The following is a 23,173-nucleotide window of genomic DNA, read 5'->3' on the forward strand; positions in this document are numbered from 1 at the left end:
GTCGTGGACGTGCCTCGGCCGGTGCCGCACGCGGTCTCAGTAGCTGTTTTCGGGGGCCTCGCGGCGTGCTTTCCGGACGCTGGTTCAGCGACCAGGCCGCAGTGCGACGGAATGTGTCCGGAGAGTCATGCGCACGCCATTGGGCGCGATTCTCCACCGAACTGAGAATCTCAGTTCAGCTGCAATTTGCAGAGATTGTTTCAGTGAACGTCGAAACGGCCGTCCTTCACGTCCCTGACGAAGTCGTGCCATTCACCCAGGCCGAACGCGAGGCGTGTCGCGATGTCCTCGGTGTCCCGGACGGATATCGCGTCCCCGGTGACTCGTGCGACCTCGACGCACGCGTTGCTGGCGCATCGAGTACTCCTTCTCCAACGGGCGGGCGTTGTCTCGTGGACCAAACTCATTCCGGCTCCTGCCTCGAAAGTTGCATTTGCCCGCGGCCACGCTGCCGGTGCTGAGCACACGGTAACAAGGGTGCAAAAAACTGCTGATCACCCACGGTCAGGACGGTGCTTCTGTGGCCGGAGTGGCAGAGAAGGAGCAGAGTTTCCGTTGAGGGGGCGACGAGCCGCGTCCGGTGTGGACCCGGCTCGTCCGCCGCGGTGCCCCGCCGCGCCCTCGTGAGGTGCGGATGGGACTTGTCCGCCTGTCAACGGCCCAAATCGAACTCGCCTTTCTTGGCTCTTTCGACGAACTCCCGCCACTCTCCCTGGGAGAACGACAGGATCGGGCTCTGCGCGCCGTGCTTGGCGTCACGTGCCCCAATGAATGGGGACGAACCCGCCAGTGGGGCGACTTCTACGCAGGTGTTGCTCGCCCCGCAGTGGGCGCTTCTCCTCCATTGCGGAGCAGGAGTGACGAAACGGGACACTCGGTGCCTTTCACAAGGATTAAGCCCCTTTGCGGACCTTCACCAGGCATCCCTGGCCTCGAGAATGCGCCGCCGTGAATCGGCGGGATCGAGGGCCTGGCCGGCCAGGCTCTGATAGGCGAGAGTGTACATATGAGTGACAGCCTCTTCCGCAAAGTGGCTGATCGTCAGTGATTCCGTGTGAACGATATCAGGGAAAACGATGTCGTGCACCGGTGAGAATTGCAGAAGGATAAACGACTCGGCCAACACCGAGTGTGCCGCGTTCAAAGGCAGGATCTGTACGGTCACGTTCGGAAGGTCGGCCATCCTACAGAGATGTTCGAGTTGCTCCCGCATGACGTTCCGGTCCCCGATCCGGCGTTGGAGAACCGCCTCGTCGAGAACCACCGACAGTTCCAGCGGTCGGGGCCGCTGAAGCACCTCCCGGCGGCGCATTCGCACGTCCAGCCTGCGCTCCAGTTCCTGCGGTGGCAGGGTCGCCAGGTCGCTCCAGCCGTCGATGACGATTCGCGCGTAGTTCTCGGTCTGCAACAGCCCGGGGAACACCGTGCTGCCCCATTCCCGAATCGCCGTCGCCTCGGCCTCCAGCGCGATGTAGTCGGCCAGGGGGCTCGGCAGGTCGCGGTACTCCTCCCACCAACCGCGCCGCGCGGCGTCGTGCGCCAGCGAGACGAGGTCCTCGCGGCGCCCGCCGTCGATCTCGTAGACGTCGAGCAGGCGCAGCACATCGCCGATCTTCGCGCCGGTCCGCGCGTTCTCGATCCGGCTGACCTTGGCCGTGGACCAGGCAAGCCGCTCGGCGACCTCGTCCCCGGTGAGTCCCCGCCGCTCGCGAAGCCGCCGCAGTTCGGCCGCCAGCCGCCGCTGCCGGACGGAGGGACCACGGGAAGTGCTCATTGCTCGGGCCTCTCCAGTCCAGGAGGACTGATCTGGGCGCATTCTGCCGTACCGGGGGGTCGCGGCGCGCATACATCGGACCGGATGAGCAAGATTCTACGGCCGATCATTCAGCCCCGCATCTGACGCTGAAACTTGCAATGCAAAGTGCAATTGCGGAGGGGTGTGCGGCTGCGAAGACCTGCCCCGTGGCACCCTGAGGGTGTGATCGACGGGTCGTGGGCGATGGGGAGCCGCGGATGAGGTACGCGCACGAGGTCGGCAAGGTTCGGGCGGCCGAGCAGGCCCTGATGGCCCGGCTCCCGGACGGCGCGTTGATGCAGCGCGCCGCCGCCGGGCTGGCGTCGGTGTGCGCGCGCCTCCTGCCCGCCGTGTACGGGGCCCGGGTCGTGCTCCTCGTCGGCGGCGGGGACAACGGCGGCGACGCCCTGTACGCGGGCGCCCGCCTCGCCCGTCGCGGCGCCCGCGTCCGGACCGTCCAGGCCGGGTCGAAGATCCACCAGGCCGGGCTGGCCGCCCTCCGCGCCGCCGGCGGCCGCCTGCTGGACGAGAACGAGGCCGCCGACGCCATCGCCGCCGCCGACCTGATCATCGACGGGTTGACCGGCATCGGCGGGACGGGCGGCCTCCGCGAACCCCACGCCCGCTACGCCGCGCTCGCCTCCGAGTCCGCCGGGCTCGTCGTCGCCTGCGACGTCCCGAGCGGCGTGGACGCCAGTACCGGCCGCGTCGAGGGGACCGCCGTCCACGCCGACGTCACCGTCACGTTCGGCACGCACAAACCGGGCCTGCTGATCGACCCGGGCGCGTCCCACTGCGGCGTGGTCGAACTGGTCGACATCGGGCTGGGCCCCGACCTGCCTGACCCGGACGTCGTCGCGGCCCGCCCGGCGGACCTCCTGCCGCCCGAGCCCGCGCCCGAGTCCGACAAGTACCGCCGGGGCGTCGTCGGCATCCTCGCGGGCGGCGACGCCTACACCGGCGCGGCCGTGCTGAGCGTCGGCGGGGCGGTCCACGGCGGCGCGGGCATGGTCCGGTTCGCCTCCGTCGCCCACCCGGTCGAACTCGTCCGGCAGCGCTGGCCCGAGGCCGTCACCACGGTCCTCGACCCCGGCCCGCACGAGTCGGCGGTCCTCGAACGCGTCGGCCGCGTCCAGGCCTGGGTCGTCGGCCCCGGCCTCGGCACCGGCGACGCCGCCGAGTCGCTGCTGCACGCCGTCCTCACCACCGACCTGCCCGTGCTCGTGGACGCCGACGGCCTCACCGTCCTGGCCCGGCGCCGCGACCTGCTCGCCCGCGCGGCCCCGACCGTCCTCACCCCCCACGCCGGGGAGCTGTCCCGCCTGATCGACGCCACCCGCGACGCCATCGAGGCCGCCCGTCTGGACCACGTCCGCCGCGCCGCCGCCGAACTGTCCGCGACCGTCCTGCTCAAGGGCTCCACCACGCTGGTCGCCGAGCAGGACCGTCCCGTCCGCGTCAACCCGACCGGCACTCCGCGCCTCGCCACCGCCGGGACGGGCGACGTCCTGTCCGGCCTCGTCGGCGCCCTCCTGGCGGGCGGCATGCCCGCCATCGACGCCGCCGCGACCGGCGCCTACCTCCACGGCCTGGCCGCCCGGCTGGCCGCCGCGCCCGCCCCCGGCCCCGAGGCGCCCATCACCGCGCCCGACGTGATCGACGCCCTGCCCGCCGCCTTCCGTGCCCTGCGCGCCGGCTGACGAACTCCAAAGTGGGCATTAGCGTCTTATCGGACGGGGAGTGCCAGAGAACCGCTCGCTGACGGCCGGACGGCCATGACCTGGGCGGTAATGCACCGGACACGGCGATGGGGGCGGCAAACTGTGGGCATGAACGTTCCAGCGGAGGCGCGGGTCGATCTCGGCGCGATCGCCGACAACGTCGGGGTGCTGCGCGAGCGGGCGCGGGGCGCCGAGGTCCTGGCCATGGTGAAGGCCGAGGCGTACGGGCATGGCCTGGTCGAGGCCGCCGGGGCGGCGCTGGCCGGCGGCGCCACCTGGCTGGGCGTGGCGAAGCTCGCGGAGGCGCTGCGGCTGCGGGACGCGGGCCTCACCGTCCGGACCCTGTCATGCCTCGGCGTGCCGGGCGAACCGTACGAGGAGGCCGTCGCAAGGGACATCGACCTGACCGTGGGCGCCCTCTGGCTGCTGGACGAGATCGCCGAGGCCGCGGAGCGGGCGGGCCGCCCGGCACGGGTGCACCTGAAGGCCGACACCGGCATGACGCGCGGCGGGGCCCGGGGCCGGGACTGGGAGGAACTGGTCGACGCGGCGTTGAAGGCGGAGGCGTCGGGGCGGGTGAGCGTGGTGGGGGCCATGTCGCATTTCGCCTGCGCGGACGAGCCGGGGCACCCGTCGATCGCGGCACAGATCGGCGCGTTCACCGCGATGGTGGAGTACGCGGAGAAGGCGGGCGCGCGGTTCGAGGTCCGGCACCTGTCGAACTCGGCGGGCGCCCTGACGGTGCCCGAAGCCCGGTTCGACCTGGTGCGTCCGGGAATCGCGCTGTACGGACTGTCGCCGATACCGGCGTTGGGCACGTTCGGGCTGCGTCCCGCGATGACGTTGGCGGCGCACGCGGCGCTGGTCAAGCGGGTCCCGGCGGACAGCGGCGTGTCGTACGGCCTCACCTACCGCACGGCCCGGGAGACGAACCTGGCCGTGGTGCCCGTCGGCTATGGGGACGGCATCCCCCGGCACGGGTCGAACCTCCTGGAGGTCCTCGCGGGCGGACGCAGGCGGACGATCGCCGGACGGGTCTGCATGGACCAGTTCGTCATCGACCTCGGCGACGACCCGCTCGCGGCGGGAGACGAGATCATCCTGTTCGGTCCGGGCGACCGGGGCGAGCCGACCGCGCAGGAGTGGGCGGACGCACTGGGAACGATCTCCTATGAGATCGTCACCCGCATCGGGGTCCGGGTACCGAGGGCGTACCCGGGAGGGGCGCGGTAGGAGGCGCGCGGCGCATGGGCAAAGGGCGCAGGGTCGGCCTCGTCGGCACGGTCGCGGGCGTGGGCGCGGCCGGGATCGGCGCGGCCGTCGGGCTGCGGCATGTCGCGGTCGGCCGGGTGCGGCTGCGGCCCGACCCCGACGCCGACGAGCCGTTCGGCGAGCTGCGCGGCCGGGAGCTGACCGTCGAGGCGAGCGACGGCCTTCCCCTGCACGTCGAGGTCGACGGCCCGGACGACGCCGCCCTCACCCTCGTGTTCAGCCACGGCTACACCCTCAACCGGCACTCCTGGCACTATCAGCGACGCGACCTGCGGGGATCGTTCCGGATGGTGTTCTGGGACCAGCGCAGCCACGGCCGTTCGGGGCGCAGCGACCCCACCAACGCGACGATCGAGCAGACCGGCGACGACCTGTACGCGGTCATCCGGGCGACGGTCCGACCCGACCGGCCGGTCGTCCTCGTCGGCCACTCCATGGGCGGAATGTCGATCATGGCGTTGGCGGACCGGCATCCCGAGCTGTTCGAACGGCAGGTCGTCGGGGTGGCGGTGGCCAACACGTCCTGCGGTGACATGGCGGAGTTGACGCTGGGGCTGCCGCTGGTGCTGGCGAAGGTCGTCCGACCGCTGGCCCCCCGGACGCTGCGCGGGCTCGGCCGCCGCGCCGAACTGGTGGAGCGGGCCCGGGGGCTGGGCGCCGACCTGGCGTTCGTGGTGACGAGGAAGATGGCGTTCGCCGACCGGCATGTCAGCCCGACCGTCGTCGACTTCCTGGAGCAGATGATCAGGGCGACGCCGATCGACGTGATCGCGGAGTTCTATCCGGCGCTGATGGCCCACGACAAGGTCGCCTGCCTCGACGTTCTCGGACGGGTGCCGACCCTGGTGCTCGCCGGCGGGGAGGACCGGCTGACCCCCGCCGTGCACGCGCGCCGCATCGCCGAGGCGCTGCCGGACGCGGAGCTGGTAGAGGTGGAGGAGGCCGGGCATGTGCTGCCGCTGGAGTACCCGGGCGTGGTCACCGGCGGCCTCCGCCGGTTGATCGATCGTGTCCGGCCCGAGCGCGAGGAGGAACGCACAGCTTGAACGAGACCGCCATGAATGAGATTTCGGTCACCGTGCCCACCGCCGAGGACATGCGCGAGTTCGGCGTCCGCGTCGCCGGCCTGCTGCGCCCGGGCGACCTGATCGTGATGACCGGCGAGCTGGGCGCGGGCAAGACGACGCTCACCCAGGGCATCGGGGAGGGGCTGAAGGTCCGCGGCCCGATCACCTCGCCGACGTTCGTGATCGCGCGGGTGCATCCGTCGCTGGCCGCGGGGCCGCCGCTGGTGCATGTGGACGCCTACCGGCTGGGCGGTTTCGCCGAGTTGGACGATCTCGATCTCGACGCGTCCGTCGAGGAATCGGTGACGGTCGTGGAATGGGGAGAAGGGCTCGCGGAGGGCCTCGCCGACGACCGGCTGGAATTGATCATTTCGCGCGGGGACGGCCCGGACGAGGAACGCAGGGTAAGGGTCGCCGGGATCGGTCCACGCTGGTCAGAGCTGGTACTGCCCGACGGGTGACGCCCTTCCGAACGGCGTTCTCCCGCCCTTTTTTCGAGCGGCACGGCTCGCTTTAGGGCTCCATGTCGTACCCTTTGCCGGAACGAATCTCACGTTCACGACTTATTGATTCTCCGTAACGGGAGTGAGAACCGGTGAGCGGCAACCATCGCAGCGGTAGCCACCGCGCCGTGCCCGCACGCGGCGCCGGCAGGCGCTGGGCGGTCGTCGTCGGAGGCGTCGGGGCCGTCGTCGCCGCCTGCGCGCTCGCCGCGTTCGTCCTCCTCGCGGGGGTCGGCAGGGACGGGGACGACCGCGACGGCGCGGACGGCCGGGTCGTGGGGGAGGGCGCCCCCGAGACCTCCACGATGTCGCGGGGCGAGCGGACGACCGTCCCCGATTCCTGCTCGGTCGTCGGGCAGGCCCTCATCGACCGGCTCGCGCCCGGCTCCGAACGCACCCAGGCCGACAGCTACCGGCACGACGACCGGCAGAACCAGTGCGTGTGGGGCGCCTACGCGGGCGACGTGAGACGGCAACTCACCATCGAACTCCGAGCGATCGCCGGCGATTCCGCCCGGACACCGACGCAGGCGGCGCGCGGCACGTTCGCCTCCGAACGCGCCGCAGACGAGTCCGGCAAGGCGCTCCTCGCCGGACAGAAGCTCACCGCCAAGACCCGCCTCACCGGCGTCGGCGACGACGGCTACGTCGTCTACAGCGTCGACGACGGGCAGGGCTCGGGCGAGGCGATCGGCAACGTCCGGGCGGGCAACGTCCTCATCACCATCCACTACTCCGGTTCCGACGGCGGCGACCCGCTGTCCTCGCGCGGCGCCACCGACGGGACCGTCGAGGCGGCCAGGGCCGTCCTCCAGGGGCTCGACCAGTCATGATCCCTCCGGCGGTCTGACCGGGGGGCTGACAAGGCCTGTAGGCTTACAACCCGTGCTGGTCTTGGCTTTCGACACCGCGACCGCCGCGATCACCGTGGCGCTGTACGAGTGGACGCCCGGAGAGGGCGCCGTCCCCCGCGGCTCGGCCGAGGCCGTCGACCGGCGCAGGCACACCGAGCTGCTGACCCCGTCCGTCGCGAGCGTGATGGCGGAGGCGGGCGCGGCGCCGGAGGACCTCAGCGCGATCGCCGTCGGCGTCGGGCCCGGCCCGTACACGGGGCTGCGCGTCGGACTGGTCACCGCCCGCGCCATGGGCGAGGCGCTCAGCGTCCCCGTGCACGGCGTCCGCACGCTGGACGTCATCGCCTGGGCCACCGGACGGGACGAGCCGTTCGCCGTCGCCACCGACGCCCGCCGCAAAGAGGTCTACTGGGCGCGGTACCACTCGTACCGAACCCGCGCCACCGAGCCCGCCGTGGGGCCGCCGTCGGACGTCCTGGACGGGGCGCCGCGGGGCCTTCCCGTCGTCGGTGAGGGCGCGGCCCTGTACTCGGAGACCCTCGGCGACGGCGATCACGAGCCGCTGCTGCCCACCGCCGGTGCCCTCGCGGAGCTGACCGTCGCGCGCCTCGCCGGGCTGAAGGGCCCCGACCTCCTGCCGCCCGAGCCCCTCTACCTCCGCCGTCCGGACGCCAAGGAGCCGGGGCCGCGCAAGAAGGTGACACCGGCGTGAACGGCGTCGTCCTGCGGGAGATGTCCAGCGCGGACATCGCGGCCGTCACCGTGCTGGAACGGGATCTGTTCCCCGAGGACGCCTGGAGCGAGGAGATGATCCGCGGCGAGCTCGCCGACCAGCCGCGGACCCGCCACTACGTCGTCGCGGAGCGGCCCGGCGGCGAGATCGTCGGCTACGCGGGCCTGGCCGCGGCCGGTGGGCAGGCCGACGTGCAGACCCTCGGCGTCCGCGCCGACCTGCGCGGGTCGGGCATCGGCGCCGCGTTGCTCACCGCACTGCTGGAGGAGGCGGTCCGCCGCCGCAGCGAGGCGGTGTTCCTGGAGGTCCGCGCCGACAACGGCGCCGCGCGCCGCCTCTACGAACGGTTCGGCTTCGACGAGGTCGGCCTCCGCAGACGCTACTACCAACCCTCGAACGTGGACGCGGTCGTCATGTGCCGCAAGCTGGCCCCCCGTCCACCCATGGGTTTCAACAGAGCCGAGTGAGCCGGGCAGGAGAACACGTTGATTCGGGATGAGCCGCTGGTACTCGGCATCGAGACGTCGTGCGACGAGACCGGTGTCGGGATCGTGCGGGGCCGCACGCTGCTCGCGGACGCGATCGCGTCCAGCGTCGACGAGCACGCCAGGTTCGGCGGCGTGGTGCCCGAGGTCGCGTCCCGCGCGCACCTGGAGGCGATGGGCCCCACGATCGAACGGGCCCTCGCCGACGCGGGCGTCGCGTTCACCGACATCGACGCGTTCGCGGTGACGGCCGGGCCTGGCCTGCCGGGCGCGCTGATGGTCGGCGTCGCCGCCGCCAAGGCCTACGCGCTGTCGCTGGGCAAACCCCTGTACGGCGTGAACCACCTGGCCGCGCACGTATGCGTCGACCAGCTCGAACACGGTCCGCTGCCGAAGCCGTGCGTGGCGCTGCTGGTGTCGGGCGGGCACTCGTCCCTGCTGCTGGTGCCGGACGTGGCGAGCGACGTCCGGTCGCTCGGCAGCACCGTGGACGACGCGGCGGGCGAGGCGTTCGACAAGGTCGCCCGCGTCCTCGACCTCGGCTTTCCCGGCGGTCCCGTCATCGACCGGATGGCCCGTGACGGCGACGCCGCCGCGATCCCGTTCCCGCGCGGGAAGTACAACGACGGCACCTACGACTTCTCCTTCTCCGGTCTGAAGACGGCGGTGGCGCGCTGGGTGGAGGCCAGGGAACGGGCGGGCGAGCCGGTGCCCGTCGCGGATGTCGCCGCGTCGTTCCAGGAGGCCGTCGTGGACGTCCTCACGCAGAAGGCGTTGAAGGTCTGCAAGGACAACGGCGTCCACGACCTGCTGATCGGCGGCGGTGTCGCGGCCAACTCGCGGCTGCGCGCCCTCGCGGCGGAACGCTGCGAGGCGGCGGGTGTGCGCCTGCGCGTTCCCCGCCCGAAGCTGTGCACCGACAACGGCGCCATGGTCGCCGCGCTCGGCTCCGAACTGGTCGCCACCGGCGCCGCCGCGTCCACCCTGGAGCTGCCCGCCGATTCGAGCCTTCCGATCGAGTCGATCCTGCTCTGAGGCCGGTTCACTCCTCCTTCGGGCCCAGAACGAAGGCGGCCGTCGTACTCGTTTTTCAGTACCGGAATGCCTTGGCACGCATGATTACGGGAGGGTGCGCGCCCGGAGAGCCTTGTGGGGTTCCCACGAGCAGATACGGAGACTCTCCATGGCCACCCTCCTGTACCGGTTGGGGCGCGGAGCCTTCAGACGGCGTTTCCCGGTGGCGCTGCTGTGGCTCGCCGCCCTCGCCGTCGCGTTCCTCGGCTCCGCGAGCGCGGGCAAGGCCCCGTCCGACTCGTTCACGATGCCGGGAATCGAGTCGCAGAAGGCGTTCGACCACATCGACGAGAAGTTCCCCGGCGTCGCGGCCGACGGCGCCGACGCCCGGGTCGTCTTCATCGCCCCGAAGGGGCAGCGGATCACCGCGCCGGAGAACCGCGCGCCAGTCGACGCGCTGGTGACCGAAGTGGCGAAGGGGCCGCAGGTCGCCGACGCGGAGAGCCCCTTCGACGCGGGGACGGTGAGCGAGGACGGGTCCACGGCGTTCGCCACCGTCACCTACAGGGTCACGGCGGACGACCTCACCGAGGCCGGCAAGGCCACGCTGAAGGACGCCGTCGATCGGGCCCGGGCGTCGGGCCTGACCGTCGAGGTCGGCGGGTCGGCGCTGGAGACCGACCCGGCGGGCGCGGTCGGGGAGATCCTCGGCATCGCCGTCGCCGCGGTGGTCCTGCTGATCACCTTCGGGTCGCTGGCCGCCGCCGGGCTGTCGCTGCTCACCGCCGTTCTCGGGGTGGGCGTCAGCCTCATGACGATCACCGCGCTACAGAACGTCTTCGACCTGTCCCCGTCGACGGCCGAGCTGTCCCTGATGCTCGGGGTCGCCGTCGCCATCGACTACGCCCTGTTCGTCGTCTCCCGCTACCGGGAGGAACGGGCGGGCGGGCACGAGCCCCGGGAGGCGGCCGGCCTGGCCGTCGGCACCGCCGGGACCGCGGTCGTGTTCGCCGGGCTCACCGTCGTCATCGCGCTGGTCGGGCTGGCGGTGGTCGGCGTCCCGATGCTGACGAGGATGGGCATGGGCGCCGCCGGTGCGGTCGCCGTCGGCGTCCTGGTCGCGTTGACGCTGGTCCCCGCCCTGCTCGGCTTCCTGCCGAACGCCGTCCTCGCGCGCCGCACCCGGAAGAACCGGAGCCGGACCGCAGGACGCGACGTCCTCGGCGCCCGCTGGGCCCGGTTCGTCGTGCGGCGGCCGGTCCCGGTGCTGCTCGTCGCGGTCGCCGCGCTGGGCGCCACCGTCCTGCCGTCGCTGAACATGCGGCTGGGCATGCCCGGCGACGAGGCCAAGCCGACCTCGACCAGCGAGCGGCGCGCCTACGACGCGCTCGCGGACGCGTTCGGCCCCGGGTTCAACGGTCCGCTGACCCTCGTCGTGGACGCGGGCGACGCCCCCGACCCGAGGGCCGCGGTCTCGACGATCGCCGGGAGGGTCGCCGCCACCGAGGGCGTGGTGTCGGTCTCCGACCCGCGTTTCGACCGGACGGGCACGACCGCGGTGCTGTCGGCGACGCCGTCCACGGCGCCCACCGACCAGCGGACGAAGGACCTCGTCCAGGGCATCCGTTCGGAGCGTCCCGCGATCGAGTCCGCCGCCGGGGCGACCTTCGAGGTCACCGGTGCCACCGCGTTGAACATCGACGTCGGCGCGAAGATGCAGGGGGCGCTGATCCCCTACCTCGCGACCATCGTGGGCCTGGCGTTCCTGCTCCTGCTGCTGGTGTTCCGCTCCGTGCTGGTGCCGCTCAAGGCCGCGCTCGGCTACCTGCTGTCGATCGGCGCGGCGCTGGGCGCGCTCGTCACGGTCTTCCAGAACGGCCACGGAGCCGGGATCTTCGGCGTCGACCAACCCGGGCCGATCATGAGCATTCTGCCGATCTTCCTGGTGGGCATCAGCTTCGGCCTGGCCATGGACTACCAGGTCTTCCTGGTCTCCCGGATGCGGGAGGCGCACGTCCACGGGGAGGCGCCCGGCCAGGCGATCGTCACCGGGTTCCGGCACAGCGGCCGGGTCGTCACGGTCGCCTCGCTGATCATGATGGCGGTGTTCGGCGGGTTCATGACCGGCGCCGGGATGATGATGAAGATGGTCGGTTTCGGTCTCGCCGCCGCCGTCCTGTTCGACGCCGTCATCGTCCGCATGGTGGTCGTGCCCGCCGTTCTCGCGCTGCTCGGCGGCCGGGCCTGGTGGCTGCCGCGCCGGCTGGACCGGCTGCTGCCGCGCGTCGACGTGGAGGGCGAGTCGCTGCGCGACCGGGTGCCGCCGCCGTCCGTGACGGTGCCGGACGGCGCCAGGCCGCCCACGGCGCGCGTCTGACCTGCCGCGACGGTGGGGCCGTCCACGCGGCGCGCGGACGGCCCCACCGATCCGTGCCCCATCATGGGGTACAGGCAATCCGGGAGAGCCTCATGTTCAACACCTGGCGGCGGTTCACCGACCGCCGTCCGCGCTTCGCCGAGGCGGTCCTCCTGCTGCTGGTGTACGCGATCACCCTCGGCCAGTACATCGACTCCGAGACGGGCTGGTGGCCCGGGGCCCTGCCCGCGAGCGCCGCCTGCCTGGCCCTGGTGTGGCGCGGCCGCCACCCTGGGGCCGTCGTCGCGTTCGTCCTCGCCTGCACCGTCGTCGCCGGCGCCACGGGCTACCCCCTCGGCCACCAGCACATGGTCCCGCTCGTCGTCGCGTTCTACGCCCTGGGCGTCCGCACTCCCGAGCGGATCGCCCGCGTCTACGGCCTCATCGCCATCGTGGTGTTCGCCGTCGCGGCACAGTGGTCCGTCGAGGACGACCAGGCGCAGAAGCTCGCGACCTTCGCCCCCGCGTTCTGGGTCATCGTGGCGATCGTCTCGGGCGCGGCGGTCCAGGGGAGGCGCGCCTACCTGGACGCCGCGCACGCCCGCGCCGAGCACGCCGAACGCACCCGCGAGGAGGAGGCCCGGCACCGTGTCGCCGAGGAACGCGTCCGCATCGCGCGGGAACTCCACGACGTCGTCGCCCACCACATGGCCCTCGCCAACGCCCAGGCGGGAACCGCCGCGCACATCGTCCGCACCGACCCCGGGCAGGCGGGGGAGATCCTCGCCGAGCTGAGCCGCACCACCGCGTCGGCGCTGCGCGAGTTGCAGGCCACCGTCGGGCTCCTGCGCCGGGCCGACGATCCCGAACCGCTGGAGCCGTCGCCCGGGCTGGGACGGCTCGACGAGTTGGTGTCCGCGTTCGAGTCCGCCGGGCTCCACGCCACCGTCACGGTCGACGGGGAGACGCGACCGCTCTCACCCGGCGTCGACCTGGCCGCGTTCCGCATCGTCCAGGAGGCGCTCACCAACGTCGCCAAGCACGCCGGAGCGGCCACCGCGGACGTGCGGCTCGCCTACACCGGCGACACGCTGACCGTCACGGTCAGCGACGACGGCGGCCCGAGCCCGCGCCCGCCCGCTCCGAGCGGCGGGTTCGGCCTCATCGGGATGCGGGAACGCGCCCTATCCGCCGGGGGACGGCTCCGGGCGGAGCGGCGTCCCGGAGGCGGTTTCGCCGTCACCGCTGAACTGCCCGTCCACTGACCTCGTCCACAGCTTCTCGGGAAAGGCCCATGACGATTCGCGTTCTGCTCGCCGACGACCAGACTCTGCTGCGGGCGACCTTCCGGATCCTGATCGACTCCTGCGGGGACATGGAGGTGGTCGGCGAGGCCGCGGACGGCGCGAAAACCGTCGAGCTGGCCCGAGCGCACCGTCCCGACATCGTCCTCATGGACATCCGCATGCCCGGCACCGACGGCCTCGCCGCGACCGAGGCCGTCTGCGCCGACCCGGACCTGGCGGACACCCGCGTCCTCATCCTCACCACGTTCCAGACCGACGAGCACGTCGCGCGGGCCCTGCGCGCGGGCGCGAGCGGCTTCCTCGGCAAGGACGTCTCCGCGGACGGGCTCCTCGACGGCATCCGCACCGTGGCGTCCGGTGACGCGCTCCTGTCCGGCCCGGCCACACGCTCGCTCATCAGCCGCTTCCTCGCCGCACCCGAACCCGGCGCGGACGCCCTCCGCGGCGACGTGGCCGCCCTCACCGCCCGCGAACGCGAGGTGACGACCCTCGTCGCCGACGGAAAGTCCGACACCGAGATCGCCGGGGAGTTGTTCGTCAGCCCGCTGACCGTCCGCACCCACGTCCAGCGCGCCAAAATGAAGCTGGGCGCCCGCGACCGTGCCCAACTCGTCGTCATCGCCTACCGGTCGGGCCTCGCCCGCGCCCCGCACGCGCCGGCGACGGACCCCGGTCAACAGTCGGGGAGGAGCCGGGAGAGGTAGTCCTCGTAGAGGGGGACGTGGGCCTCGTCCATGACGCGGCCGTCCTCCTCGGGAAGCAGGTCGAGGAGGCTGCGGACGTCCCAGTACGGGTCGTGCGGGTAGCCGCCGGAGACCTGGTCGAACGTGGCGAGGAAATGGTCGGCGACGGACGGCCCGTAGCGGAGCGCGAGACCGCGGCGCATCCGGGCGATGTCGATCGCGACCGGACCGGACGAGGCGTCCGACCAGTCGACGACGCCGGTGAGCTTCCCGAAGGACCACAGCGTGTTGTCGGCGTGGTAGTCGCGGTGGACGAACCGGACCGGCGCCTCCGGGGCGGGACGCGCGGCGACCTCGTAGGCGCGTTCCCACAGCCCGGGCCGCAGCGCGTGCCGGGGCGGAAGCCGCACTTCGAGCCGGTTGTGCGGCACGTACGGCGGCATCGTGGACGCCCCGTTCAACGCGTGCACCGGCAGCAGCGCCGCCGCGAGCTGGATCAGGTACTCGGGCAGGTCGTCCGGGGACGGGCGGGGCGGATGGCCGCCGAGCCGGGTGATGAGCAGGGCCGGGACGTCGCAGTAGGCGCCGGCGGGATCGGCGGCGACGAGCGCCGGGGTGGGGATCTCGCAGCCGGCGAGCAGGGCGAGCGCGGCGATCTCACGCTCCGGAGAGAACTCGCTGCCGTGCGGACGACGCGCGGACACCGGCTCCCGATACGTCCAGCGGCGCAGCACCAGACGATGCGCGCTGCCGGAGCGGCTCTCGACGAGGAGAGCGTGGTTGGCGTGGGCGGAGCCGCCCGCGAGCGGCCGCACCATGCGGACCTCGGCGCCCTTGCCGAGACACTCCTCGACCCAGCGCAGGGTGGTGGGGTCGGGTTCGGCGGCGCCGGTCGACAGGCAGGGAGCCGGTGTGCGAGTCACCTGATCCATGAAAACCGATTCCGAAGGGTATTGGGAGTGATTTTGCGAAGACGGAACGTAACAAAATGCACGTCATCGCGGTGCCGTGGTGGAACACCTTCGGTCGTCACGGCGCTTTGCCGGACATACCTCGCGGATCCCGTGGGGTATCCGAACACCGCCGGAGCGGCTCGGGCGGGGCCGTCCACCCCCGCCCGAAATCCGCTCCGGTCGTCGCGCGTGGTCGCGCCGGTCAGTCCTTGGTCTCGCGGCGGGGGCGCAGCAGCGCCTCGGCGAGGGCGAGCATCGTCTCCTCCAGCGTGGACAGCCGTTTCAACACGTCCTCGTGCACGGCGTTGACCTGCTTCGAGACGTCGTCGTGGACGCCGTCGACCTTCTTGCCGACCTCGTCCTCGACATGCGAGAACCGCTTGGCGACCTCGGCCTGCGCGGCGTCGGCGCGGCGTGCGGCCTCGTCCTGGAGACCCTCGACGCGCCGGGCGAACTCGTCGTGGACGCCGCCGACCTGCCGCGCGACGTCCTCCTGGATGGTGCCGACCTGCTTGACCACGTCCTCGTGGATGGTGCCGACCTGCCGGGTGACGTCGCTGTGGATGTCGCCGATCCGCTTGCCGACGTCGTGGTGGACGCCGTTGACCTGCCGCGCCACCTCGGTGTGGACGGACTCGACCTGCTTGGTGACGTCCGCGTGCACCGACTCGACCCGGCGGGACACGAGGTCGACCTGCGCGGTGAACTCCTCCAGCGCCCCGTCGACCCGCTTGGCGACCTCCTCGTGGATGCCCTCGATGCGCTTGCGGACGTCGTCGTGCACGTCCTCGAAACGGCGGGAGAACTCGTCCATGCGCCGGGCGACGTCGCTGTAGGCCGTCTCGGCGATCCGCGACATGGTCGCCTTGACCTCGTCGCGGTCGGGGCGGGCGCGCAGCTCCTCGATCAGCGGGTCGACGGCGTCGGCGAGGTGCTTCTCCAGCGCGTCGAACCGGTCGCTGTGGTCGGCGGGCGGGCGCTGCGCCAGCTCGCCCAGCAGCCGGTGCACCTCCGCCATCTCCAGCGTGGCGGGGAGCCGGGTGATCCGCTCGCCGACGCCGTCGATCCGGCCGTCGATGCCCTCGAACCTGCCGTCCAGGCCGTCCAGCTTGCCGGACAGGCCCTCCAGGCGCCCGTCGACGCCGTCGAGGCGTCCGTCCAGGCCGTCGAGCCGCCCGCCGACGCCCTCGACCCTGCCGTTGACGGCCTCCAGGCCCTGCTCCATCCGCTCGGCCATCTCGCCGAGCGCCTGGTCGACCCGCGCCGTGACGCCGTTGATCGAGTGTTCGAGGCGCTCGGACCGGTGGCCGAGTTCCGCCAGCGACTTGTCGAGCCGGTTGAACCGGACGGACGCGGCCTCCATGCTGCCCTGCAGCTTGTCGAGCCGCTTGGTCATCTCGTCCATGCGCTGCGACGCCTGCTGGGTGGCGTCGGTGATGTGCTGCGCGGAGTCGATGACGGCCTGGATGCGGGACAGGCCCTCGTCGACGTTCTCGGCGACGACGCCGACGTCGGCCCACAGCGCGGGGAGCTCGGCGACGGGCTTGACCCGCTCGCCGAACGCCTCCAGATGCTCGGCGAGGCCCTCGGCCCACTCCGGGGGCTTGCCCGCCAGCTCGTCGACCTGCCCGCGGACGCCGTCGAGCTGTCCGGTCAGCCCGCTCAGCTCCCGCTCGCGGACCTCGCGCAGGAGCCACTCCATGCCTTCGAGCCGCTGGCGAATCTCGTCGAGGACCTGACCCTGTGAGCGCTGTTCATAGACGTGGTCCTGCGCCGCACGGGCGAGCAACTCCCGCATCCGATCCGAGACCGGTTGACCCCCCGTCTGCAGGAAGTTGTGATTCGTTTCCACCCGATGCTCCTTCGTGTGCCGGCGCGACGAAATGACGCACGGCAATGAATCTCTGGAGTGGCCACTGTAGTGCGTGTAGGCGGTCGCTATAACGGGTAGTAGGGAACATTGTGAGTTCTGTGTAATGTGCCTGTTACCCGGCTGGGGCGAAGAGTCGTGGTTTCCCGTTGATATGGCATTTTCCTGCTTTGCGGCTATCGGTGTGATCGTGAAAGTGGCCGGGGTGCGGGGTCGCCGGACCGGGGGAGGAGGGTGCCGGCCTGCCCGTACATCTCGTCCGAGATCGGTCGTTGCCGGGCGGTGGAGCGCCACGGACGGCCGGACACGCGCAGCCGTGATGTGATGCCGCGCGGCGGAGATCGGGCCGATTCGATGTCGCTCTGGGCCGTGCCGAAGGCCCCGCGGGGAACCCGGCGCGAAGATTTTCGCGGTGCCGATCGGGCCGGGCGCATTGGTGGTGCGGGCCGCCGCCTTGCCCGACGCTCCCGAACCCTGGTGAACCCGATGCCGCAAAACGCCGATGATTTGCCCGAACCTGACGCGTCGCCCGGCTCTTCTTGGCCCTGCCGGGGCACCGGGAAGATCTTTGGAATTGATCGCCGTCCGGCCATCCGATTTCGGGCGGATTTCCGTGCGCGGGCTCGCGCCGGGCTCCTGTCAGGCGACGGGACGGGTCAGAAGGGCGACGGGGTCGCGACCCACCCGGGTCACCACCAGCGTCAGCGCCGCCGCGCCCCGCCGGGACGCACGGCCACCGGTGAAACCGAGGTCGCGGCGGAGGCGTTCGACGTCCACCGCCGAACCGCGCTTCTTCACGGTGAGCACCCCGACCCCGCGCCGCCGCAGTTCCGCGCGCAGCCGCTTGACCGAGAACGGAAGCACGTCCTCGATCTCGTACGCGGACGCGAACGGTGTGGGACGAAGCCGGTCAGAGGTGACATACGCGATGCGCGGGTCCGCGAGCCCGCCGCCGACCGACTCCGCGACCTCACCGACCAGATGGGCGCGGATCACGGCTCCGTCGGGCTCGTACAGGTAGCGGCCCCACGCGCGCACGTCCGGCTCGTCCAGGCCCTGCGGGGTCAGCGTCCACACCTGTGGATCGGTGTCGGACGACAGCAGGGTGGCCCGTCGGCCCACGTCTCCGGCCAGCTCGCCGAGCCACAGGGCCGCCTCCTTGACGTCACCACCTACCGAGACCCATTCCGCCTCGGCGCCCTCCGGGACGGCCTCGTGCGGGATGCCGGGCGCGACCTTCACGCAGGCGGCCGGCACTCGACCCGCCATGTCCAGGACGACGTCCAGCGGCGGTTCATACGAACGCGGATCGAACACCCGGCCACGCGCGGTGCGTCGCCCAGGATCGGCGAAAACGGCATCAAAGGGATTCGGCTCCTCCCCGGTCGCGTCACCCACACGCACTATGGCGAGATCGTCCAGCCCCAGCGCGGACACGTTCGCCCGCGCCACCTCGGCCGTCAACGGGTCGAGTTCCACGCCTTCCCCCGGCAGCCCCGCGCGAGCCCGCGCGACCAGGTCGGCTCCGATGCCGCAGCCGAGCTCCAGCACACGTGCTCCGGGCAGCCGCTCCGCGAACCGTCGTGCCCGATGCGCCGCCACGCTCGCCCGCGTCGACTGTTCGAGGCCCGCCTGGGTGAAGTACATGCGGGCGGCGTCGTCCCCGAACTTCGCCCGCGCCCGCTCGCGCAACCGCACCTGCGTGAGGGCGGCGGCGACGAGCGCGGGGTCGTGCCGTTCGCGCAAACGGGACGCCGCCGTCAACAGCGCCTTCTCGCTCACGTCCAGATTCGCCGCCTCACGGAGAAGCGCCTGGCCGGACGGGCCGCGCAAAGCCCGGAATGACACGATGTCCATGGAGGGAAGTTAGCCGCCGGTGAATGGCAGGAGGCGGCCGCGGGGCGCTCCCCGTGTCCGTGTTGACTGCTTACCGGGCACGGCATAGTCTCCATGACTGGCACTCTCGTATGGAGAGTGCCAACACAAGCGACGAAGGTCGGTCTGGCACCCGCGACGGCAGGCCGGTCCAGGGTCGCCTCTTCTGCCACATGTGCTGGCCGGCCCGCCGTGGCCGGCCGAGGACCAATCGAAGGGGAGGTCAGATCGTGACGACCGCCACCAAGGTTGTTCTCAAGCCGCTCGAGGACCGTATCGTCGTCCAGCCGCTTGAGGCCGAGACCACCACCGCGTCGGGCCTGGTCATTCCGGACACCGCGAAGGAGAAGCCCCAGGAGGGCACCGTCATCGCGGTCGGCCCGGGCCGCGTCGACGACAAGGGCGAGCGCGTCCCGGTCGACGTGAAGGTCGGCGAGGTCGTGCTCTACAGCAAGTACGGGGGCACCGAGGTCAAGTACAACAACGAGGAGTACCTCGTCCTCTCCGCCCGCGACGTGCTGGCCGTCATCGAGAAGTAATCACCGAGAACGTGATGCACCCGCCCCGGTCGGCGCCGCCTTCGGCGGGCCGATCCGGGGCGAATCGCGTGAAAGAGGAGAATCCGCATGGCGAAGATCCTGGAGTTCGAGGAGGACGCTCGCCGGGCTCTTGAGCGCGGCGTCAACGCTCTCGCGGACGCCGTCAAGGTGACGATCGGCCCGCGCGGCCGCAACGTCGTCATCGACAAGAAGTTCGGCGCGCCGACGATCACCAACGACGGCGTCACCATCGCCCGCGAGGTGGAGCTGGAGGACCCCTACGAGAACCTCGGGGCCCAGCTCGCCAAGGAAGTGGCGACCAAGACCAACGACATCGCGGGCGACGGCACCACCACGGCGACCGTCCTCGCGCAGGCGCTGGTCCGTGAGGGCACCCGCAACGTGGCCGCCGGCGCGTCGCCGCTCGGCCTCAAGCGCGGCATCGACGCGGCCGCCCAGTACGTGTCCGACCAGCTCCTCAAGACGGCCCGCGAGGTCGAGGAGAAGGGCGAGATCGCGCACGTCGCGACCATCTCCGCGCAGGACCCGCAGATCGGCGAGCTGATCGCGGAGGCGTTCGAGAAGGTCGGCAAGGACGGCGTCATCACCGTCGAGGAGGCCCACACCATGGGCCTGGAGCTGGAGTTCACCGAGGGCCTCCAGTTCGACAAGGGCTACCTGTCGCCGCACATGGTCACCGACCCCGAGCGCATGGAGGCCGTCCTGGAGGACGCCTACGTGCTCATCGTGGACGGCAAGATCTCCAACGTGCAGGAGTTCCTGCCGCTGGCGGAGAAGGTCGCCCAGACCAAGAAGCCGCTGCTGGTGGTGGCCGAGGACGTCGAGGGCGAGGCCCTGGCGCTGCTGGTCGCCAACAAGATCCGCGGCACGTTCCTGTCCGTCGGGGTGAAGGCGCCGGGCTTCGGCGACCGCCGCAAGGCGATGCTCGGCGACATGGCCACGCTCACCGGCGGCCAGGTCGTCAGCGAGGCCATCGGCCTCAAGCTCGACTCCATCGGCCTGGAGGACCTCGGCCGCGCCCGCCGCATCACCGTCACCAAGGACGCCACCACCATCGTCGACGGTGAGGGCTCCACGGAGGACGTGACCGCCCGGATCAACCAGATCAAGGTCGAGATCGAGAACTCCGACTCCGACTGGGACCGGGAGAAGCTCCAGGAGCGCCTGGCCAAGCTGGCCGGGGGCGTCTGCGTGCTGCGCGTCGGCGCCGCCACCGAGGTGGAGCTCAAGGAGAAGAAGCACCGCCTGGAGGACGCCATCTCCGCGACCCGCGCGGCGATCGAGGAGGGCATCGTCGCCGGTGGCGGCGCCGCCCTGGTGCACGTCGCCAAGGAGGGCTTCGACACCCTCGGCCTGTCCGGCGACGAGGCGACCGGTGCCGAGGCCGTCCGCCGCGCGCTGGACGAGCCGCTGCGCTGGATCTCCGAGAACGCCGGCCAGGAGGGCTACGTCGTCGTCTCCAAGGTGCGCGACCTGCCGCAGGGCCACGGCTACAACGCCGCGACCCAGGAGTACGGCGACCTGATCGCCCAGGGCGTCATCGACCCGGTCAAGGTCACCCGTTCGGCGGTCACCAACGCCGCGTCGATCGCGGGCATGCTGCTCACGACCGAGGCGCTCGTGGTCGACAAGCCGGAGGAGCCCGAGGAGGCCGCCGGTGGCGGTCACGGCCACGGGCACGGCCACGGCCACTGAGACCGTCCGCCGGACGGGCGCGCGGCTCGTCCCGTCCGGCGATCGTCGGTAGACCCCCGTCCACCCGGACGGGGGTCTCGCCTATCTATGTAGGAATTACCTATTAACTAGCTCCTTGAGCTATTTCAGGTCGTCCGTCCGGTACATCCGGCTTGCAAAATCCGAGACTCTCAGTAGTTTTTCGATGTCCGTACGTAGTATTCCCAGGTTTGCTCCAGCACTGTGACCATTCCGTTGTCAATGGCGGTGGAGACACGCCCGGGAGTGCTGGGCATCATGCTTGACGTGACCGAGGGATGCTACGCCGGGACCATGACCGCGCGCACTGCCGAGCCCTCGGGAGGGCCCGCCCCTCCACCACCCCACGACACCGGCCGTGGGATCAGGGTTCTGCGCGCGACGAAGACGGCGGACGGAGACCTCAAGGAGCTGACGAACCTCGCCGTCCAGGGTGACCCCGGGGCCATCGAGGTGCTGATCGCCGAGGTGCGTCCCATGATCGTCCGATACTGCCGGGCCCGTCTCGGACGGGTCTCCGGGCAGTACCACATCGCCGACGACGTCGCCCAGGAGGTCTGCATCGCCGTCCTGTCGGCCCTGCCCCGCTACCGGGACATGGGCCGTCCCTTCGCGTCGTTCGTCTTCGGCATCGCCGCGCACAAGATCGCTGACGCGCTGCGCAGCGCGGTCCGCGCGGCCGTGCCGACCGAGGACCTGCCGGACGGTCCCGACGACCGTCCCGGGCCCGAGGAGACGGTGGTCCGCTACATCGAGGCCCAGCGCGCCCGCGACCTGCTGACGCGCCTTCCCGACCACCAGCGCGAGCTGGTGCTGCTGCGGGTCGTGGCGGGCCTGTCGGCCGAGGAGACCGGTAATGTACTGGGCATGTCCGCGGGGGCGGTACGGGTCGCGCAGCACCGGGCTCTGGCCCGGCTTCGGGCGATGGCCAGAGAGGAGTCGATCGCTTGACGGAGCGCGGCCCCTTCACTGGCATACGGGGCGCCCCGGGTCCAACCGAGCCTTCGAACTCCGGCGATCCCCCCGCGCCGGCGAGCGGAACACGAACCGCACCCGCCGACCTCAGCGAGGTACGCCGAACGGACGCGATCATCGACTCCCTGGCGGCCCGGCGCGCTGCCGGTTCCACGGCCCGTTCCGCGACCCTCCCTGAGGGCACGGACACCGGCCGACCACGCCACACCGACGACCCCGCCGTACGCCTCCTGAGCGCCCTGATCACCGACGTGGACGACCAGGACCCCGCGCCCGAGGCGTCCCCGCCCCCGACCCCGCCCGGCCCCGGCTCGGGTCCCCGCCGCCGCGGCCCCCGCACCATCGTCGCCCTGGGCGTGGCCGGAGCCGTCCTCGCCAGCACCGGAGTGGCGGCCGCCGGCGGCGGCGCCGTAGACCGCCCCGCCGCCTGCCCGGCCCCGACAAGCCCCGCCGCCCCACCGGCCGACGCCAAGAAGCCCCCGGCGACCGACACCGACGCCGGCTTCCACGCCGAGGCCCCCCGCCCGCGCCTCCGCCCGGTCGCCGACACCGACCGCCCGGCCGCCCCACGCAAACCGTCCGGCCCCCGCAAGGACCGCGACCAGACCAGGACGCGCCCGAGGTACCTGTTCCCACCCGCACCCCCGGCCCACCCGCGCCCGCAGAACCCCCCAGGCATGTCCGCCTACTCCGCCCCACCCGGCGGCTACGGCACCGCCGAAGCCCCCCGCCGCCCCTACGGCGGAGACAAGTCCCCGCGTTCCCCCTCATCCGGCATCCGAAGCCACCCGAAAGAACGCACCCACCCATACCTGGACCACTGCCACCACTGCCGCAACGACTAAGGCGTGCTCTGTTGATTGCAGGCCCGGCCCACTGCGCTCGCCTGGCGGCTCGCTGCGTGACCGGGCCTGGGCGAACGCGGCATCGCTTCGCGATCCGCCCGGTTGCGCTCGCCTACGGCGTCGCTCCACCGGCCGGGTAACGCGTTCGGCGCGGGCTGAGGCTACGGCGAAACAAGCCCTAGCGCCCTCCCCGGCAGACAATCTTCAGGCTCTCGACCCTGACAAGTGAGTTCAACTCTCGTCGAATTTCGTATAACATGTTTGGCGTCTCTGCGTGTCTGGCCGTAATGGTGCCATCGCTCGTTGTCATGCGATTTGGACTCCAGATTCGAGGTACCTCGGCGCGTTGACATGTCATGGGCTTCTCCGGGACGCAACATCTCTTCAATGGGGCATGCCCGCGAACTCGTCTTCTGCTGGCGGCGCCTGGCGAATAACGCGGAGTATTCAACTTTTCACTGCCGCATGAGTCGGCGGTCCGTCCTGTGATTTCTAGCGCAGTGATGTTAGTTGATCTTTCATTGTTCAGCGATTACTGTCCTCCAGCATCCGGTGGCTCATCGGGTTCATTGTTCGCGCCGTGGGCGTCGTC

At 71.5% G+C, this 23,173-nt stretch carries 21 protein-coding genes; 15 read left to right on the plus strand and 6 right to left on the minus strand.

Translation table 11 applies throughout. The annotated features are described in order from the left end of the window. Positions 1–200: 200 nt before the first annotated feature. From D0T12_RS06235 to D0T12_RS06245, 3 genes are all read right to left on the minus strand, one after another. Positions 201–407 carry a DUF397 domain-containing protein gene (locus tag D0T12_RS06235; RefSeq protein ID WP_117398422.1) on the minus strand — a complete coding sequence of 69 codons (207 nt, stop codon included), beginning with the start codon at positions 405–407 and terminating at the stop codon, positions 201–203. A 245-nt stretch (positions 408–652) separates the two neighbouring features. Further along, a complete protein-coding gene (locus D0T12_RS06240; RefSeq protein WP_117398424.1) occupies positions 653–874 on the minus strand; it encodes a DUF397 domain-containing protein in 222 nt (73 codons plus the stop codon). A 39-nt stretch (positions 875–913) separates the two neighbouring features. Then, complete coding sequence (locus D0T12_RS06245) at positions 914–1,774, minus strand: helix-turn-helix domain-containing protein (RefSeq protein ID WP_117398426.1); 861 nt, start codon at positions 1,772–1,774, stop codon at positions 914–916. 239 nt (positions 1,775–2,013) lie between these two features. On the opposite strand from D0T12_RS06245, the gene D0T12_RS06250 reads away from it, so the two are divergent. From D0T12_RS06250 to D0T12_RS06300, 11 genes are all read left to right on the plus strand, one after another. Next, positions 2,014–3,495: an NAD(P)H-hydrate dehydratase gene (locus tag D0T12_RS06250; RefSeq protein WP_117398428.1), complete on the plus strand. Its 1,482-nt coding sequence runs from the start codon at positions 2,014–2,016 to the stop codon at positions 3,493–3,495. 129 nt (positions 3,496–3,624) lie between these two features. Beyond that, positions 3,625–4,749: an alanine racemase gene (gene alr / locus D0T12_RS06255; RefSeq protein ID WP_117398430.1), complete on the plus strand. Its 1,125-nt coding sequence runs from the start codon at positions 3,625–3,627 to the stop codon at positions 4,747–4,749. Positions 4,750–4,763: 14 nt separating this feature from the next. Continuing rightward, on the plus strand, positions 4,764–5,834 hold the full coding sequence (locus tag D0T12_RS06260; RefSeq protein WP_117398431.1) for an alpha/beta fold hydrolase: 1,071 nt from the start codon (positions 4,764–4,766) through the stop codon (positions 5,832–5,834). An 11-nt stretch (positions 5,835–5,845) separates the two neighbouring features. After that, a complete protein-coding gene (gene tsaE / locus D0T12_RS06265) occupies positions 5,846–6,316 on the plus strand; it encodes a tRNA (adenosine(37)-N6)-threonylcarbamoyltransferase complex ATPase subunit type 1 TsaE (protein ID WP_117398941.1) in 471 nt (156 codons plus the stop codon). Positions 6,317–6,450: 134 nt separating this feature from the next. Beyond that, positions 6,451–7,191: a hypothetical protein gene (locus D0T12_RS06270; protein WP_117398433.1), complete on the plus strand. Its 741-nt coding sequence runs from the start codon at positions 6,451–6,453 to the stop codon at positions 7,189–7,191. A gap of 52 nt (positions 7,192–7,243) precedes the next feature. Beyond that, the gene (tsaB, locus tag D0T12_RS06275; protein ID WP_117398435.1) at positions 7,244–7,924 is read left to right on the plus strand and encodes a tRNA (adenosine(37)-N6)-threonylcarbamoyltransferase complex dimerization subunit type 1 TsaB; all 681 of its coding nucleotides are present in this window, start codon (positions 7,244–7,246) and stop codon (positions 7,922–7,924) included. Further along, positions 7,921–8,412 carry a ribosomal protein S18-alanine N-acetyltransferase gene (gene rimI, locus D0T12_RS06280; protein ID WP_407642040.1) on the plus strand — a complete coding sequence of 164 codons (492 nt, stop codon included), beginning with the start codon at positions 7,921–7,923 and terminating at the stop codon, positions 8,410–8,412. Before tsaB ends, rimI begins: the two co-directional genes overlap by 4 nt. An 18-nt stretch (positions 8,413–8,430) precedes the next feature. Then, positions 8,431–9,465: a tRNA (adenosine(37)-N6)-threonylcarbamoyltransferase complex transferase subunit TsaD gene (tsaD, locus tag D0T12_RS06285; RefSeq protein ID WP_199487320.1), complete on the plus strand. Its 1,035-nt coding sequence runs from the start codon at positions 8,431–8,433 to the stop codon at positions 9,463–9,465. 148 nt (positions 9,466–9,613) lie between these two features. Beyond that, entirely contained in the window at positions 9,614–11,821 is a 2,208-nt protein-coding gene (locus D0T12_RS06290; protein ID WP_117398437.1) for an MMPL family transporter, read from the plus strand. Positions 11,822–11,913: 92 nt separating this feature from the next. Continuing rightward, complete coding sequence (locus tag D0T12_RS06295; RefSeq protein ID WP_117398438.1) at positions 11,914–13,065, plus strand: sensor histidine kinase; 1,152 nt, start codon at positions 11,914–11,916, stop codon at positions 13,063–13,065. Between the two features lie 29 nt (positions 13,066–13,094). Continuing rightward, entirely contained in the window at positions 13,095–13,811 is a 717-nt protein-coding gene (locus D0T12_RS06300; RefSeq protein WP_117398439.1) for a response regulator transcription factor, read from the plus strand. On the opposite strand, the gene D0T12_RS06305 is transcribed toward D0T12_RS06300, so the two are convergent. The 3 genes from D0T12_RS06305 to D0T12_RS06315 form a co-directional block, all read right to left on the minus strand. After that, positions 13,781–14,722 (minus strand): phosphotransferase family protein, encoded by a 942-nt coding sequence (locus tag D0T12_RS06305; RefSeq protein WP_117398440.1) that lies wholly within the window; start codon positions 14,720–14,722, stop codon positions 13,781–13,783. The genes D0T12_RS06300 and D0T12_RS06305 overlap by 31 nt on opposite strands. Before the next feature lie 223 nt (positions 14,723–14,945). Next, positions 14,946–16,595, minus strand: a complete 1,650-nt coding sequence (locus D0T12_RS06310) for a coiled-coil domain-containing protein (protein WP_117398441.1) — start codon at positions 16,593–16,595, stop codon at positions 14,946–14,948. A 657-nt stretch (positions 16,596–17,252) separates the two neighbouring features. Then, positions 17,253–18,470, minus strand: a complete 1,218-nt coding sequence (locus tag D0T12_RS06315; RefSeq protein WP_117398442.1) for a class I SAM-dependent methyltransferase — start codon at positions 18,468–18,470, stop codon at positions 17,253–17,255. Positions 18,471–18,718: 248 nt separating this feature from the next. Here D0T12_RS06315 and groES point away from each other — a divergent pair, with 248 nt between their 5' ends. From groES to D0T12_RS06335, 4 genes are all read left to right on the plus strand, one after another. Beyond that, complete coding sequence (groES, locus tag D0T12_RS06320; protein WP_067629509.1) at positions 18,719–19,027, plus strand: co-chaperone GroES; 309 nt, start codon at positions 18,719–18,721, stop codon at positions 19,025–19,027. 87 nt (positions 19,028–19,114) lie between these two features. Further along, positions 19,115–20,743 (plus strand): chaperonin GroEL, encoded by a 1,629-nt coding sequence (gene groL, locus D0T12_RS06325; protein ID WP_117398443.1) that lies wholly within the window; start codon positions 19,115–19,117, stop codon positions 20,741–20,743. A 312-nt stretch (positions 20,744–21,055) separates the two neighbouring features. Then, the gene (locus D0T12_RS06330; RefSeq protein WP_407642041.1) at positions 21,056–21,712 is read left to right on the plus strand and encodes a sigma-70 family RNA polymerase sigma factor; all 657 of its coding nucleotides are present in this window, start codon (positions 21,056–21,058) and stop codon (positions 21,710–21,712) included. Between the two features lie 275 nt (positions 21,713–21,987). After that, a complete protein-coding gene (locus tag D0T12_RS06335) occupies positions 21,988–22,581 on the plus strand; it encodes a hypothetical protein (RefSeq protein ID WP_147339410.1) in 594 nt (197 codons plus the stop codon). Positions 22,582–23,173: the final 592 nt, after the last annotated feature.

The organism is Actinomadura spongiicola (assembly GCF_003432485.1).
Lineage (GTDB): Bacteria > Actinomycetota > Actinomycetes > Streptosporangiales > Streptosporangiaceae > Spirillospora > Spirillospora spongiicola.

Bases quoted from the DNA above. Each gene is read 5' to 3' on its own strand.
- D0T12_RS06235 (WP_117398422.1), bottom strand. From the start codon at position 407: ATGAGTTTGGTCCACGAGACAACGCCCGCCCGTTGGAGAAGGAGTACT.
- D0T12_RS06245 (WP_117398426.1), bottom strand. From the start codon at position 1,774: ATGAGCACTTCCCGTGGTCCCTCCGTCCGGCAGCGGCGGCTGGCGGCC.
- D0T12_RS06250 (WP_117398428.1), top strand. From the start codon at position 2,014: ATGAGGTACGCGCACGAGGTCGGCAAGGTTCGGGCGGCCGAGCAGGCC.
- alr (WP_117398430.1), top strand. From the start codon at position 3,625: ATGAACGTTCCAGCGGAGGCGCGGGTCGATCTCGGCGCGATCGCCGAC.
- D0T12_RS06260 (WP_117398431.1), top strand. From the start codon at position 4,764: ATGGGCAAAGGGCGCAGGGTCGGCCTCGTCGGCACGGTCGCGGGCGTG.
- tsaE (WP_117398941.1), top strand. From the start codon at position 5,846: ATGAATGAGATTTCGGTCACCGTGCCCACCGCCGAGGACATGCGCGAG.
- D0T12_RS06290 (WP_117398437.1), top strand. From the start codon at position 9,614: ATGGCCACCCTCCTGTACCGGTTGGGGCGCGGAGCCTTCAGACGGCGT.
- D0T12_RS06295 (WP_117398438.1), top strand. From the start codon at position 11,914: ATGTTCAACACCTGGCGGCGGTTCACCGACCGCCGTCCGCGCTTCGCC.
- D0T12_RS06300 (WP_117398439.1), top strand. From the start codon at position 13,095: ATGACGATTCGCGTTCTGCTCGCCGACGACCAGACTCTGCTGCGGGCG.
- D0T12_RS06305 (WP_117398440.1), bottom strand. From the start codon at position 14,722: ATGGATCAGGTGACTCGCACACCGGCTCCCTGCCTGTCGACCGGCGCC.
- D0T12_RS06315 (WP_117398442.1), bottom strand. From the start codon at position 18,470: ATGGACATCGTGTCATTCCGGGCTTTGCGCGGCCCGTCCGGCCAGGCG.
- groL (WP_117398443.1), top strand. From the start codon at position 19,115: ATGGCGAAGATCCTGGAGTTCGAGGAGGACGCTCGCCGGGCTCTTGAG.
- D0T12_RS06330 (WP_407642041.1), top strand. From the start codon at position 21,056: ATGACCGCGCGCACTGCCGAGCCCTCGGGAGGGCCCGCCCCTCCACCA.